This window comes from Streptomyces sp. NPDC032198, assembly GCF_040636975.1.
Lineage (GTDB): Bacteria > Actinomycetota > Actinomycetes > Streptomycetales > Streptomycetaceae > Streptomyces.
The window spans coordinates 1-14,342 of record NZ_JBEZVL010000031.1 but is presented as its reverse complement, the minus strand read 5'-3'; the positions used below and the strand labels follow the sequence as shown (position 1 = coordinate 14,342).

Genomic DNA, 14,342 nt, shown 5'->3' with positions numbered 1-14,342 from the left:
ACTGGCGACGTCGGCATCAAGCCCGCGCCCGCCGGTGCCACTACCGACATCAAGCGGCCGTCCAGCCATGAAGATCACGATCTACGGCTGGAGTATTAGATACGCCGTAGGCTTCAACCCGGTGGGTGAGTAGGTGGCGATGTTCCGCGTCGCCACACGGATCGCTCCACGCCAACGGGCCGGTGCCAGGACGAGTTCGAGTTGGTCACTCCTGATGGGTGATGGATGGTGGCTCGTACGACGATGGCGCGGATGTGCTGATACGTCTGCCGGACTGCCGGAGCATGGTGATTCAGAGCAAGTGCTACTGAGTGCCTTCGGCGTGTCGTGACCCTCTACTTTCAGTGGCCTCTGGGCGGAGTTGGTGATGACTCGTTCAGGCAATGGCTGAGCAGTGGGTGCCGCGAAGCGGCCGAGTCCCGGGGGTTCGCTTGTTGTGCGAGGGAGGGCCTATGTCAGAGGTCGCCCGTAGCATGTGGGTACCCGGAGGAGGTGTTGTGGCCGTACCTGTCGCGCAGCAACGCAAGTTGACCCAGCGTTCTGGCAATATCTGTGCCTTTCCCGAATGTGGCTTGCTTCTGACGGCCCAGGGGACGCCGCAGGACCCCGTTGTGGTGCTTGGCGAGATGGCCCATATTGTCGCGGAGAGCCCGAATGGTCCGCGAGGCGATTCGCCGCTGACGCCGGAGGAGCGCAACCGGTACGAGAATCTGATCTTGCTGTGCAATCAGCATCACCAGTTGATCGACTCCGATGGTGCGCTTGCGAAGTACACAGTGGAGCGTCTGCAGGCCATGAAGGAGACTCACGAGCAGCGGATCGAGCGCAGGCTCGGCGGGCGTTCCAATGTGCCGTCGGAACTGCCTCCGATGGTCAGCGACACCGTGTACAGCAATGTGCTGCCGGTCACGCAGATGCCGCGCTACATCTACGGAGCCCCTTGCTCTTCCGGCCGGGAGAACGAGGTCAGGCCGGCCGCGGCATCTGCCGGAATGATGACGCCGTTCATCCTGCGTGAGGGGCGGTTGTGGGCATTCCAGGACCTGCGTGACATCGGCAACCCGTTCGCTGACGTGGTGGCGCGTACGGAGACCGAGCGCTACTCCACGAAGGAGTGGTGGACGGATCCCGACAGGCTGGGGTGGTACGTCGCACTGCTGAACCGGTCGCTGAACAAACTCACCGGACGTCTCGGACTGCGGCTTGACCATGACCACCACCGCTACTACTTCGAACCTGAGGCGGTCGGCGTTGAACGCTCCGTCCCGTACCGGCCGTTGAATGCCAGCAGGGCAACCCGGAGCGTCGTATGGCAGCCCAAGAAGCGAGCGACCGGAGAGCCTCGCAACTACTGGCTTCACCGTGCTGTTTCGCTGCGCTTCTTTCTCATCGGTGACAACCAGTGGTGCCTGAGCGTCAGACCCGAGCTTCGTGTGACCTCCGACGGCTTCGAGTCCATACATGCCAAGTACATCGGGCGGCAGGTGACCCGGAAGAAGTCCCGTCTGTTCAACCACGATCTCCTGGGCGAGGTGCAGTTCTGGCGGGACTTCCTCGGCAGGAGCACTCCACGGATCTTCTTCCCCTTCGGCACCGACAGGCAGAATCTGATTGTCTCGACGTCGCTTAGCAGTGGGCAGGTGCACTGGCCCGGCATTCCCGCCGAGCACGACATGCCCTTCAAGAATGTCGAGTACGTGGACGACCTCTTTACCTGGGCCGAGGCGGGAGGTCTGGGCGAGGATGACGATCCCGCAGGCGAAGACGACGAGGACGCGGAGAAAACACTGCGATGACGGCACGCCCTGCTCCACCGAGTGTCTCGCCGGTCGGCTCGCCGTCCCTCATCGCGAGTACCTACTTTCCCGAACCGCTGCTGCAGTTCGCCGACGACGGTCTGCACATCGACCCCAAGGCCGGCATCGCACGCTACGGGCCGCGTTCCTGGACGGCATCAGGCCGCCATCCCACCCGGCTGCGCGTGGGGCTGATCGGTACCTCAGAGCTCGTCGAGGCGGCCCGTACCTGGATGAGCAGTCGCGCCGAGGGCGTACGCGGAGACGTGCACAATCCGGAATTCCCCGGGTGGATGCCCGATCGCGGATTCTTCTCGTCGCTGGAATTCGACGATGCGTGGAATGAAGAACTCGGGCAGGCCGAACTGCGGCAGGTACTGGAGATCAAGTCCCAGAAGGAGCGCTTCCACGCTGCCCTGACCCTGTTCGAGACCAAGTTCCGGCAGTTGGCAGAGCGTGACAGCGTCCCCGACTACGTGGTGATCGCGCTGTCCGACCAGATCGTGACGCGCTGCGGCACGGCCGACTACGCCAGCAAAGAGACCGGCGCAGTCCATCGGGACCTGCGCCGTGCCCTCAAGGCAAGCGCGATGAGGTTCCGCCTGCCGACGCAGATCGTCCGGGCGCCCACCCTCGACGGGCGCGACAGGACACCGCCCTCCCGCATCGCGTGGAACTTCTTCACCGCGATGTACTGCAAGGCGGGAGGCTATCCGTGGAGTCCGTACGGCCTCACACCGGGGACCTGCTACGTCGGTATCGGCTTCTACCGGCCGCTGAGCAGCGCTGCTGCGACGATGCAGACCAGCCTCGTGCAGGCGTTTGACGAGCGAGGGGAAGGGCTCGTTCTACGGGGACACGAATTCGAGTGGGATCCGAACAAGACCGGGAGCCGCTCGCCTCACCTGACGGCCGACGGCGCGCACCAGCTGATGGCACTGGTACTTGACCGGTACGAGGCGGTCATGAAGCAGACCCCCGCTCGCGTCGTGGTCCACAAAACCTCGCGATACTGGCCAGACGAACGCGATGGCTTCCGCGCAGCAATCGAGTCCCGCGTGCGGCGCTACGATCTGATGGCGCTAGAGGCGCAGAGCCGGGTTCGTCTCATCACCACCTCGAAGTATCCGCCGCTGCGCGGAACCCGCTTCAGCTTCGGGGAGCTGGACTACCTGTACACGACGGGCTACATATCCGCGCTCAACGAATTCCACGGGATGCATGTTCCGGCGCCGCTCCAGGTCGCTGATCACGTCGGGCAGGACTCTTCGAGGGACGCCCTATTGAAGGAAGTTCTCGCACTTACCAAGCTCAACTGGAACTCGGCCGCACTGGGCGGGCTCCTGCCGATCACGATCAAGTTCTCCGGGCTGGTTGGCGAGATCATGAGGGAGATCCCATCTGACCGGGAGCCACTGCCTCAATTCAAGTTCTACATCTGAATGCGCAGTGTGGTCGCGCTCGCTGGGACACGCGGGTCTACCTCCCAGTCCTGCCTCCGGCGCGCGCATCGCGCGCCTGCGACGACGGACTGCGTAGCGCGTGCCTTCTCGACCTAAGGGAGTTCCGCTGAGGCGAGAAGACGACATCGTTGTCGGGTCTGGGTGATCCCTGGGGGTGTGGCGGATTTTCAACCGACTGGACATGGGGCCGTCTGCCGACTTCGCAGCGCTACAAGCGCCACGACCGCCGATGGGACCGGTACGAAAAGCAACTGCCAGGCCACCGGGTGAAGTTCATCGAGCCGCTCGCGTCGATGTCCCAGGGCGGCGCGGAGGCCGCAACAAGTACTTCCAGTTCACTGCCATCGACAACTGCACCCGGCTGCGCGTGCCGCGGATCTACCCGACGATGAACCAGGCCACCGCCATCCAGTTCCTCGACTGCGTCATCCAGCGCCTGCCGTTCCAGGTCGAGGTCATCCAGACGGACAACGGCGCCGAGTTCCAGCCCGCCTTCCACGGCACGTGCTCGACAAGCGCATCACCCCACCTACATCAAGCCCCGAACACCACGGCTGAACGGCAAGGTCGAACGCTCCCAGCGGATCGACGCCGAGGAGGTCTACCGGCTCCTCGACGGCGCCATCATCGACGACGCCGAGGTCTTCAACGACAAGCTGCGTGAGTGGGAGGACTACTACAGCGCCTCAAGCAGAAGACCACGGCCCAGGCGTAATTGGTGATCGTCAGTTCCCAGCGACTCTAGCGACATCCGGGTCAAGGAAGTCCTGATACAGCACAGTCACCTGCACGACAATTTTGAAGTGGGTTTTCGGACACCAGCTTTCTATGCTGGCGTACTCAAGAGAACGGGGGCGATGTGGGCAAGGGCACGAAGAAGACGGGGCGGACAGATCCTCAAGGTTTGGGCCGACGACTCGCCGGTATGGACATGGCGAGTATGCAGGCGCTGCTCACTGCGGCGGGCGCCAGTCCCGGGACCCGGCACAGGTGGGCGTCTGTCGGGTACCTCCTTCAGCAAGTGCTGGCTGTGCCGCCAACCGGGCGGTCGTCCGCCAAGGCTGTGGGCGTGGGCGGGCTACTAGATGCCTGTCGCCGGGAAGCGCCCTGGCTGGCTGGCCTGGAAGATTTCGTTCCGTCCGATCCCCGTCAGGTTGTGCTCGCGCGGCTCAGAGACGAGGTGCTGCGGCTGGCTCCCGGCCAGGTGGAGAGGCCACTGGCCGACGTCACGCGGTGGAAGACGGTGGCTCAGGCGACTGATTCGGTTCTTGTGCCCGAGCTGGGATTCGGGATCTCCGAATACGTTGAGGTGGGATTGCGGTACGCCGATCTAGCCAGTCGGGCACTAGCTTCATCGTGGCCCGATGGGGACGTGCCGACCGAGGGCCCTGCAACGCTGACCGACGAGGAACTCGTGGCGGCGCAGGTGCTTGTGAGCTGTCCGGTGGACGCGACGGTCGCCCCTTCTGAGACGTTGCGGGCCGCGCTCGACTGGGCTACCGCACAACAGGGGGAGCCGATTTACGACCCCCATTCCCCGCAGAGTACGTTCGGCAGGTACCTGGCCGTTTCCCCTCAGCAGTCCGACGGTGGCGCAGCGAGATTCTGGCTACCGTTGGGCTTCCTGCCCGAAAGCATGGGGCAGGGCGTCGTTGATCTCGCTCGGCACGCCGCCTCGGCAGAGGCGAACGTCAGCCTGCGCTTTGCCCAGCTCGCAGCTGAACGTGCACGCCGAGCTCTGTGGCGGTTCTCGGACAAGATTGTCGGCCCCCCTGACACAAGCAGCGGCCCGGCTGTCTCCCCTCGCGACGTTGTGCAATGGGTGGTGATGTTCGGCCCTGCCAGGGCGTTGCTGGTACAGCTGTTCGCCCGCCCTCATCTGACGGATGCTCCCTTCCGGGAGGAACCAGCAGTGCTGCGGATCAGCGAGCATGCCCGTGCCCATCCGGACGAAGAGGTTTGTGTGCCGCTGCCCGGTGGGTCCCTGACTCTTCCCGCTGGGACGGAGGTAGTTCCGCTTCTCCTCGTCGCATCTGCCGGACATCTGGTTGCGCCCCAGCGACCGGGGCTTGCCGCCATGTCCCTTGAAGATTTGCTCTGGGCCTCGACCACCGCCGACAGCGACACGGATCTCTATACCTTTTGCCGTGAACTTGCGGCGCCGGACAGACCCCACATGGTCGTCTGGGAGGCGTTTGACCTATGGGAGTGGTGGCGCGGCAACAATAAGACGTTCTTCAGTGGCGGCAGGGCCCCGGACTTGATGATGGTCAGCCCCCACCACAGCGCCGCCGAGTGGGAACGCGGCCAGCGCCTGCAGGAACTCGAGCAGGCGCTGGCCCTGCTCACCCTGCCGGGAATCGACTCCTGGGATGCCTTGGACCCTGTTGGACAGGGCCCATACGGGATCTACGAGTGGCGCCGAGCGCATGCGGATGAGGTAACCCGACCGCCGGACCACGACCGCCCTGACCTGTACGGCTGGCGGATCCGGGCTGGCACGCCTGCTGTGGCCATACGTTCCGCGCACCCGGCGTGGGGCGACATCCATCACCAACTTCTCCACGACCTCGCAGGCTCGTACGCCTTCGGCTTCGAGCAGGTGAATGATGCGTGGATGGCGGCGCATGACGAAGCCTCACCGGTCGGCTACATCCTCGAAATGCAGCCCGTTACGCCGGACGATCGTGATCGCGCCGATTCCATCCGGGTCGGATCTGTCGAAGCACAGTCCAGTGCGTACGGCCGGGTGATCCATGCTGAGTTCCTCGTTGACTGTGAGTTGCTCGCGGAGCAGACAGACCGTGACGCCGCAACTACGCGGGATGTCATGGCGCAGACGATCAAGTCTCTCCTGGAGCAGAGCGATCTGCCGGCGAGTACCGTCGACACGGTGGCAACGGCCTGGCACGTCGCTCCGCCCACACTTGCGATCCGCATCATGACAGCGCCGGTGAGCCGTCCACACCTTGCCCGTCCGTGGCCGGTAGATGCCCATCTGGTAGGAATGATGGACCAGGAGGTGGCCCGTGCTGTGCAGGCAGCGGGCATCGCACCCGGAACGTACGTGGGCCCACAGGCCAAAGAGCTTGACCGTGATGTGCTGGCGCCAGCCGCGTTGGATGCTCTGAACCGTCGTCTCGCTCAACACTCCGCTGACGACCTTGTCACCGTCGGGATGCGGCAGATCGAACGCACCTTGGCGACGAAGAACCAGCAATTCCGTGATCTCGAACAGTCCTCCCGCCTTCTTTCGGTGGCCTGGGACCCACTGGAGCGCCAGACAGAACTCGAGCAAGAGCATCTGTGGTTGAGGCGCAGCAACGAAATCGCGATCGAAGCAGCTCTGCGCGCTCAACCCACTGGAATCCGCCGCGTGGATCAGTACGCGTGGATGGAGGTCACCGCTGCGGCCTCCGCTTATCTGGCCGCGACGATGCGGAGCGAAGCGATTCATCATCAAGTTCGTCCCACCGGACTGAGAATCAGCGACGCATATGAGATCACCGTGGTGACCGACTTGGCCGATGCCGATGCCGATGCCGATGCCGATGCCGATGCCGAGTCGGGGAGCGCAGGCTCCCGGGTGTTCGATCTGGACCTTAGCGCGTTCAGACGGGCCCGAGCGGCTCACATGCTCGCGGCTCCGGCGACGCTCGGCAGTCACGAGCAGACTGACGAGGACGGCGCAGCAGCCGAAGTCGTTGACGAGGAACAGATCGACGAACTCGTCGATCCAGCTGTTGATGCTGGCATGCTCGCCGCATACGGAGCATCAGTGAGCGACATCTTGCAAGTCCTGTTCTCTATGGCCCAATGGCCGCTGGAGCCTGACGATCCGGAGGTGGTGGCCGTCCCCGCAGATACCGTCCGGCAACACCTGCACGACACGTTGCGTCTCGCGGCGGAACCTGACGGACATGCCCGTATCGCTGCTGCTCAGGGGCTCCTCACCAGTACATCCTCCGCGCTGCAGGCTGCCGACTGGAAGCCGTGGCATGCGCGCAGCAGGCAGAAACGACTCGTCGTCCAGCCCCTAGCCGAACTCAGCAATGGGCGGCTCGTCGTCAGCCCGCAGCTCTGCTACGCGAGTGCAGGGATCTACGGCAACTTCGTGGCTCAAGGAATCCTGCCTTGGACACAGCCTCCGCCCCCGCGCCGGGTGGCAGACGCTTTGGAGGCGGTTCGCGACTGCAAGAACAGAGCCCTTGAGACCGAGGTGGCACAAACGCTTCGGGCAGCTGGCTACGTGGTCGAGGAGCGCATCCGGGAGCAGGATCCCCAGCGCCTAGGGGTTCCCTCGCTCCAGACCGAGATCGATGTAGTCGCTGGGCGCGGGGCTGACTCGGTTATCTGGCTGATCGAGGTGAAGGACCCAGCTGACGTCCACGTGACACCAGAGATCCGACGCCATCTGGACCGTTTCTACGTCGACCACCGAAAACCGTGTTACGCGGCACAACTCCAGCGGAAACTCGACGACCTCGCACCCTATGCCAACGAGGTGACGGTGGCCCTTGGCTTGCCGACGTCAACTGAGCCGCGTGTGGTCAAGGCAATTTTTGTCACCCGTGCGCCGGTGCCGGCGGGATTCGTCGGGGGCCCCTTCACATTCCACACGTTGAGGGATGTGGCGGCTGCTCTGGGCAGCGCCACCAGCTAGCCTCCGGGGGGCAACTGCTCCCGGCGGGAACCAGTTCCCCTAGCTGGGATCAGCGGTGATCACGAAGCGGCCTGCAGCGAGTATGTGCCGAACGACGGCGAAGCGTAGGCATCAGACGGGTGATCGACTACACAAAGGTGAGTAACGCCACCGCTACCGGCCCCAAATGGGCCGGTAGCTGGTGGCACGCATACAGGAACTACTCGTCTCGGAAGGGTGGGATCTGACGCATGGCCAGCACTGTGCCGTCCCGGCCGATCGAGACAACGCCGCCCCAGGTGTGGTCCCAGAATGTCCCATGTTCCTTGGCCCTTCTCGCATGGACCCGCTGTCGGTAGGCGGCTAAATCGGCCTGTCGTCTGGGCTCTTTCCTTGTGATGAGGGAATCGAGAACATCGGCGGCGACGCCGGAGAACGCTTGTACTCGTTTGCCGTTGAGTCGAAAGACGTGATCCGTGCCCTCGAACTTCTCGCCCAGCAGGGTGTAGTCCTGGTCCTGAACGCTGCCGGAGGCGGCGTGGGCGAAGCCCTGGAAGAAGTCGCTGCCCTGGCGGGTGGTGAGGAGCGCGGCGGTTGATTCGCCGTCCCCGGCGAAGGCCGTCAGGCCGGCGGCTCCGACGCGGGCCAGGACACGCTGGAACCACTCGTAGTCCTTGGGGCCGACTTGGCAGCCGGGCTCGGAGGAGTCGGGGTCCTTGCCTTGTCCTGGTTTGAGGATTCCGATATCCGGGTTCTTGCCGCCTAGGTCCAGGTCGATGTCGGAGGCGGGGGTGTCGTCAGGAATGTGCAGCCAGCCGCCGGGGCCGTCGGCATGCAGGACGTGGACAGTGAGCGGGTCGGTCAGGGCGATCTCCGTGCTGAACAGCAATGCCGGGGTTTGGTTCCAGGCTCCGATGTGTACTCCGTCGGCGTGGACGGCTGCGGAGGCGAGCTGTTCGTGTGCCTTTTGCCGGTCGCTGTGGTTGCCTTTGCAGGCGATGGGGATGACGCGTGAGGACTCGCCCGGTTTCCAGACCTCGGCGAAGAATTGCGGACGGTAGGGGTAGCCGACGGTCTTTGTTTTCGCCTTATCGCGACTAGTCAGGGTCCAGCCGGCCCGGAGGGCGGTGTCGGCACGGACGATCGAGATGCTGTGATCCGGATAGCGGCGGGTAAGGATCTGTTCGCTGACGGCGAGGGCGAAGGCGTGTCCCAGTTCCTCCGACTGCAGTGCCTTGTAGTACATGGCGATTCGCTTGCCCTCGTCGGACAGGCCGAGCAGGTTGCCCTCATGTGACAGGCCGAGCTGGGTCTCGGTATGGGCGCTGAGCGCCTGGCAGTACTTCAGACTGCCCCAGTGCTCAGCCAGCCCGCGTGATGCACCACGCTGGGACAGGGCCAGTCCGCGGCCCAGGTGATGCAGGACATCCCAGAACGTCAACGTCACGGACAGGCCGACCTCCACGCTTGGGAGCGGGCGCAGGCCTGGCTTGCGCCGCAGGGGCTCGTAGGTCTCTCCCGTCTTGGTCTTGCCCTCCTCCTGCCGCTTTTCGAACGTCTCGCGACGCTCCCGTTCCTTGTCGGCGGCAGCCTCGTCAACCTTGCCCACGAGCTCCCGCGTCGAGTGAACCGCCACGGATACTTGCTGCCTGAGGCTGTTCAGGACCTCTTCCGTCTTCGCAGTGCTGGCCACGACTGCCCTCCCCACGTCGGATGTCCCGGTCGACCACTGGTGGCCGATCGGCCACTCAGTCGAACAGCGGCGCCAGTGCGTTCGGGCTGGCGAGGATGCGCCAGGCGGGAATACGGACCACACGCGTGACAGGACCGGCCTTCGCGCCCCGACCTCCTGAGAGAAGCCCGACGAGCAGGCCGGCTCGTTCGTGTTCCAGTCGAAGGTGTCGTGCCGGATTACGGTCCGGCCCGGGGCCGGTGTCGACGACTACCGCGGTGTTGCCGCCGGACGCAGTGAACAGCACGTCGATGCGCTGTCCACCGACCAGCGCATCACGTTCCAGCTCGACAACACCGGCTGCGGCGAGGACCTGCTGCACGGTGTCGGTGAGATCCCTGCGGCGACGGTCCTGCCGCAGACGCGGCTCTGGCACAGGAGTTGGCTGCATGCTGGTGGTCTGTGCCGGGTCCCACAGGAGCGAGCGTGAGGACAGCAGATGCGGGAGCCCTGTCTCCTGCTGCCAGTAGACGTGGTTGCCCACCGTGATCAACTGGGACTTGGCGCGGGTGATCGCGACGTTCCAGAGATTGACCTGGCTTGACACCCAGTGGGCCGTGCGTTTCGGGGTGTTGGCGGTGGCCACCGGGCTGAGGACCATCACATCGCGCTGGCCGCCCTGGAAGGCGTGCACCGTCCCCACCCGGACCCGGTCGCTGCCGATCATGCTCTCCAGGGCGTCCTTCTGCGCACGGAATGGTGTCACCACGCCCACGGTCGCGCTCTCGGGCAGGCGGCGAAGCAGCGCCCGCACGATGTCGGTAACAGCGGCAGCCTCGGACGGGTTGCGCCAGGACTTTCCTCCCGGGCCGCGTGCCGACTCGCCGGAGGGCACATTCGCCCAGGCCAGTACAGGGGCCGCTTCCCCGGTGTCCATGAGATCGACCGCGGGTACCTGCCGGCGCACGTCGGTCATGATTTCCAGCGCGCCGGAGTAGCAGTGGCCGTTGACGATGTCGGCGATTTCCGGGTGGCAGCGGTAGTGCTCGTCGAGCAGCAGTGCACTCTCGCCGTTCTGCGCGGCGGCGTGGTAGGAGGAGTGGACGTGGTAGGCGAGTCGCCGGTCTTCCAGCCAGGCAGCGCTCAGCCCCACCCTGACGCGTGCCTGACGTTCCTGTTCCGGCGAGATACCGGGGATGTGCGTCAACTGCATCGGATCCCCGATGATCAGGGCCCTGCGGGCGCGGAACAGCAGGGGCAGCACCGCCGCGATGGAGCACTGGCTGGCCTCGTCGATGACGACCAGGTCGAAGAGTTTCGGATCAGGCCTCAGCTGGCGCACCGCATGGGTGGTGATTGCCCACCCCTTCAGGTGGCGCAGCAGGTTCTGCTGGCTTCGCTGGGTCCCTTTGCGCTGACGCAACGTCTGAAGCCGCTGGTCCAGTAGCGATCGCCCGCGGTCGAGCACCTCCGCCGACACCGCCTCGCACAGCTCTGCGGACAGCTGGGCCCGTGTCGTGGCGCAGTCCGAGCGGGCCTGGCACACGGCCTCTTCGTCGTAGGCGGCCTGAGCCGGCGTGAGGTCACGCACCTGGCGCTCCAGGCCGGTCAGATCCGCCAGGCCGTCGAGAAGGTCCGAGGCAACGGGGCGTTCCCCGGCCCATGGGGGCAGTGGGACCGCTGTATCGGTACCGGCAGCGGTGACGAATGCCTTCATGGCGCGCGTTCGGCGCCAGCGCCCCCACCAGCCGCCCGCCGCTGCTGCCCGGCGGGCCCTCGTTTCCCAGCGGGCCAGCGCCGAGAGGTCGCCGGATTGCCACAGCCGTGACAGGAGCGGCACCGGAAGCTCGACCTTCCCGGCCAAGTCGGCGCGCTGCGACAACACCTGGGCCAGCCACACCTCACCCTCGACCTGCCGTGCGGCCTGATCACGCAGGGCGGCGGCGCGCGAGCGGAGATTGCGTAGTTCACCTGCCACGGTGGCGGAGCTGCGCCCCGGCTGGGCAGGCGGTGCGGACAGCAATTGCTCTAGCTTCTCGGCCTCCTTGACCAGGGCCTCGACGTTGCCGGTACGCATCAGCAAGCCGGGAGCGATGCCGTCGCAGCGCTGGGCGACGACGTTCACCGCCTCGTTGTTGGTCGACGCCACCAGTACTGACTCACCTGCCGCGACACAGGTGGCCACCACCGAGGTGACGACCTCACTCTTTCCCGTCCCGGGCGGGCCGGTGGCCACGGTCAGCGGCTGCGTCATCGCGGAGACGACCACCTGCTCCTGACTCTCGTTGGAGGGCCCGCCCGACACGACGAGAACGGGATCCGTCGTGGGCGCGGGGATGCCGCCGTTCAGGAGCGCGTCCAGTGCCGTACCCGGGATCTCGTCCATGCGTGTGGAGATGGCCAGGAGATTCTCCACGACGCCGTCGCTGGCGAACCGCTCCACGCTCGACGGGGCCAGGATCACGGCGGCGTTGTGCGCGCCGGGACGCAGGGCCTCGTTCACCGAGTCCCCGCTCAGAGCAGAGGCGTCGAGCGGTTCAAGCTCGGGGAGCCCCAGGACGTCGAGCAACTCCCGTACGGCTTTGATCATCTGCGCGTCGTTGCCGTGCTGCCACGTCGGCTGCCAACGGGCCAGCAGCTGGGCGGCCTCGTCCTCGGAGAGAACCTCGGTCACCAGCTTGGTGTGCAGCGATGGAACCCCGCTCGGGCGGAGCACCGCACGACCGCTCTCGTCTGGAGCCAACTCCATTTGCTGAATCAACAGCGGGGCGATCCCGACATCCGTGCGTCGGCTGCCCTCGCCGCGGGAAGGGAGCGTGATGGCCGGATACCCGTACCAGTACTCATGCTGATCGGCAGCGCGCCCTGCACCGTTCTTCGCCGTGGTGCCGCCTGAGCCGTGCGCACCGGGCAAATTCTTGGGGGCCGGCAGTGCTGGGCTCAGACCAGACTGAACGGTCTCGGGCCCCTCGTCTATCAGAAAGTACTGCGCGTTCCGTCCTGCCCGCCGGTCGGGCAGCATGCTTGCCGCGGCCTGGGCGCTGAGACACTGCGCGTAGTAACGCAGCAGGCGCTGCCAGTCGTTGGCGTTCTCACGGTCAGCCGCGACCCGCTCGCGAGCCTTGAGGTGAGCCGCCGACGGCGGGGGCGGTTCATGGGGCGGAGAGGGGAGATGGACCGGACTGGCCACCGATCGGGCGAAGTGCAGCGTGTGGGTGGCACGGATGGTGGACTTGGTCGGGCGCTGCTCCTCCGGCACACCCTTGCGCACCATCTGCGCGGTCAGATACTCGAAGAGATCCTCCGGCGAAATCCAGCCGCTGTCCTTGATCCGCCCGTTCCGCAGTCCTTCGACGATTTCACCGGTGAACCGCGAAGTACCGAGCCTCGATCCCGCGGGAGCCATGGCGGAGGCAGCCTGCAGCGCGTCCGAGGCGGTAATGAAGTACACGCCAGTGGGATGCAGCAGGGTGCTGGACTCCGCCTCGTCCGATTCCGCACCCGTCCGGCCCTTGGCATGCCAGCCCTGGACGACGGAACCGCTGGCGCAGCAGTCGAGCAGCACGATCTTGGACGCGGCGCGGCAGGACTGCAGAGTCCGCTCCAGGAACTCCGCCGACACCGCCGTACGGGGAAGATCGGCAGGGTCGCTGTCGCGGGTGAGGAAGTACAGCTGGTTGTCGGCCTCGCAGAACTCCCCATGCCCGCTGAAATACAGCAGGGCACTCTCACTCTGCTGGCGCTCTTCGAGGAACGACTCGATGGCGTGCAGCATTTCCGCACGCGTCGGGTCCGGCACCATTGCACAGTCGTTGTACTGGCCGATTTCCGTGCTCTGCAAAACAGCCTGCATGTAGTGCAGATCGGCACGGACCGCCGGAAGATCGTGATAGTGCTCACTGTCGTACGCGGATGCGCCGATCAGAAGGGCGTATCGGTCGTTGTTTCGCACTCTCGGTCAGTCCGCCGTGGAGGTGTCGTTCTGGCCCGGCGCGCCGTATGCGGTGCCCCCGTCTGGTGCCAGGGATCCCTCGTCCAGAAACCGTTCGAGACGTGCGTCGTCCTCACGAGCCTCGCGGCCTGTGATGCGCAGGGTGGCTCCGTCGGGACGGGTTGCGATGATGGTGCGCTGAGGGACTTTGGCCAACCACACCTGGACGCAGGCCGCGGCAAACGAACCGGCACTCAGGACCAGGCCGACGACCTCCGAGACGTCGCCGCCCTTGTCCTTGCTCACCGAGGGACCGGCTGAGGGCAAGCGCAGGGAGGCCACCGGATCCGCATCCGACACCGCGGCCAGCAGTTCGCGGGCGTCACTGCGGGCCCGCAGCGGATCATCGTCGATCACGGAGATCAACAGGCGCGCCAGGCCGTTGCCGTCATTGCTCACACGTCCCCCTGCGCTGTCGGCTGTCGCCTATGGTGCTTTGGGAAAGTACCTGACGAGCAGGGCAGGGAAGCGTGCTCTTTCCGGAACCCGACGTTAGTTGACGCGAAAGCTACTTCGCCCTCGCGTCCGTCATCTAGCAGTGGACGACGATGTCCTCGGTCGACCCGGCTCCTCCCGACACCGTGGATCGGTCAGGACGAGGTTCATCTCGGATTGGCGACATCTCTGGGGCCGAAGCGCTCGTGATCCACCGAACGCCTCTTCGTAGAGGGTCGATACCACGATGCCTTCGGGCGGCAGCGGGATCCTACTGAGTTGACGAACCCCCGCCGGCCTCTGCCGGTGGAGTTCTCAGTGCGGTGGGCCCCGAGTTCGGCCG

7 protein-coding genes are annotated in these 14,342 nt (G+C 65.4%); 3 read left to right on the top strand and 4 right to left on the bottom strand.

Going from position 1 to position 14,342, the window contains the following annotated elements:
• Window positions 1-497 precede the first annotated feature (497 nt).
• Together AB0E78_RS41645 and AB0E78_RS41640 are read left to right on the top strand one after the other, a co-directional pair.
• Window positions 498-1,796 (top strand): HNH endonuclease, encoded by a 1,299-nt coding sequence (locus AB0E78_RS41645; protein WP_361844871.1) that lies wholly within the window; start codon window positions 498-500, stop codon window positions 1,794-1,796.
• Window positions 1,793-3,238, top strand: a complete 1,446-nt coding sequence (locus AB0E78_RS41640; RefSeq protein WP_361844869.1) for a hypothetical protein — start codon at window positions 1,793-1,795, stop codon at window positions 3,236-3,238. The genes AB0E78_RS41645 and AB0E78_RS41640 overlap by 4 nt, the downstream gene beginning before the upstream one ends.
• 229 nt (window positions 3,239-3,467) lie before the next feature.
• Here AB0E78_RS41640 and AB0E78_RS41635 read toward each other — a convergent pair whose 3' ends face one another.
• On the bottom strand, window positions 3,468-3,758 hold the full coding sequence (locus AB0E78_RS41635; protein ID WP_361844866.1) for a hypothetical protein: 291 nt from the start codon (window positions 3,756-3,758) through the stop codon (window positions 3,468-3,470).
• An 873-nt stretch (window positions 3,759-4,631) separates the two neighbouring features.
• Between AB0E78_RS41635 and AB0E78_RS41630 the strand changes: the two genes are divergently transcribed.
• Window positions 4,632-7,922: a hypothetical protein gene (locus tag AB0E78_RS41630; RefSeq protein ID WP_361844863.1), complete on the top strand. Its 3,291-nt coding sequence runs from the start codon at window positions 4,632-4,634 to the stop codon at window positions 7,920-7,922.
• A 199-nt stretch (window positions 7,923-8,121) separates the two neighbouring features.
• On the opposite strand, the gene AB0E78_RS41625 is transcribed toward AB0E78_RS41630, so the two are convergent.
• From AB0E78_RS41625 to AB0E78_RS41615, 3 genes are read right to left on the bottom strand one after another with little or no spacing between them, the layout of a single operon-like run.
• On the bottom strand, window positions 8,122-9,594 hold the full coding sequence (locus tag AB0E78_RS41625) for a hypothetical protein (protein WP_361844860.1): 1,473 nt from the start codon (window positions 9,592-9,594) through the stop codon (window positions 8,122-8,124).
• Between the two features lie 55 nt (window positions 9,595-9,649).
• Window positions 9,650-13,525, bottom strand: a complete 3,876-nt coding sequence (locus tag AB0E78_RS41620; protein WP_361844857.1) for an AAA domain-containing protein — start codon at window positions 13,523-13,525, stop codon at window positions 9,650-9,652.
• A gap of 6 nt (window positions 13,526-13,531) precedes the next feature.
• A complete protein-coding gene (locus AB0E78_RS41615) occupies window positions 13,532-13,963 on the bottom strand; it encodes a hypothetical protein (protein WP_361844855.1) in 432 nt (143 codons plus the stop codon).
• Window positions 13,964-14,342 lie beyond the last annotated feature (379 nt).

Bases quoted from the DNA above. Each gene is read 5' to 3' on its own strand.
- AB0E78_RS41640 (WP_361844869.1), top strand. From the start codon at position 1,793: ATGACGGCACGCCCTGCTCCACCGAGTGTCTCGCCGGTCGGCTCGCCG.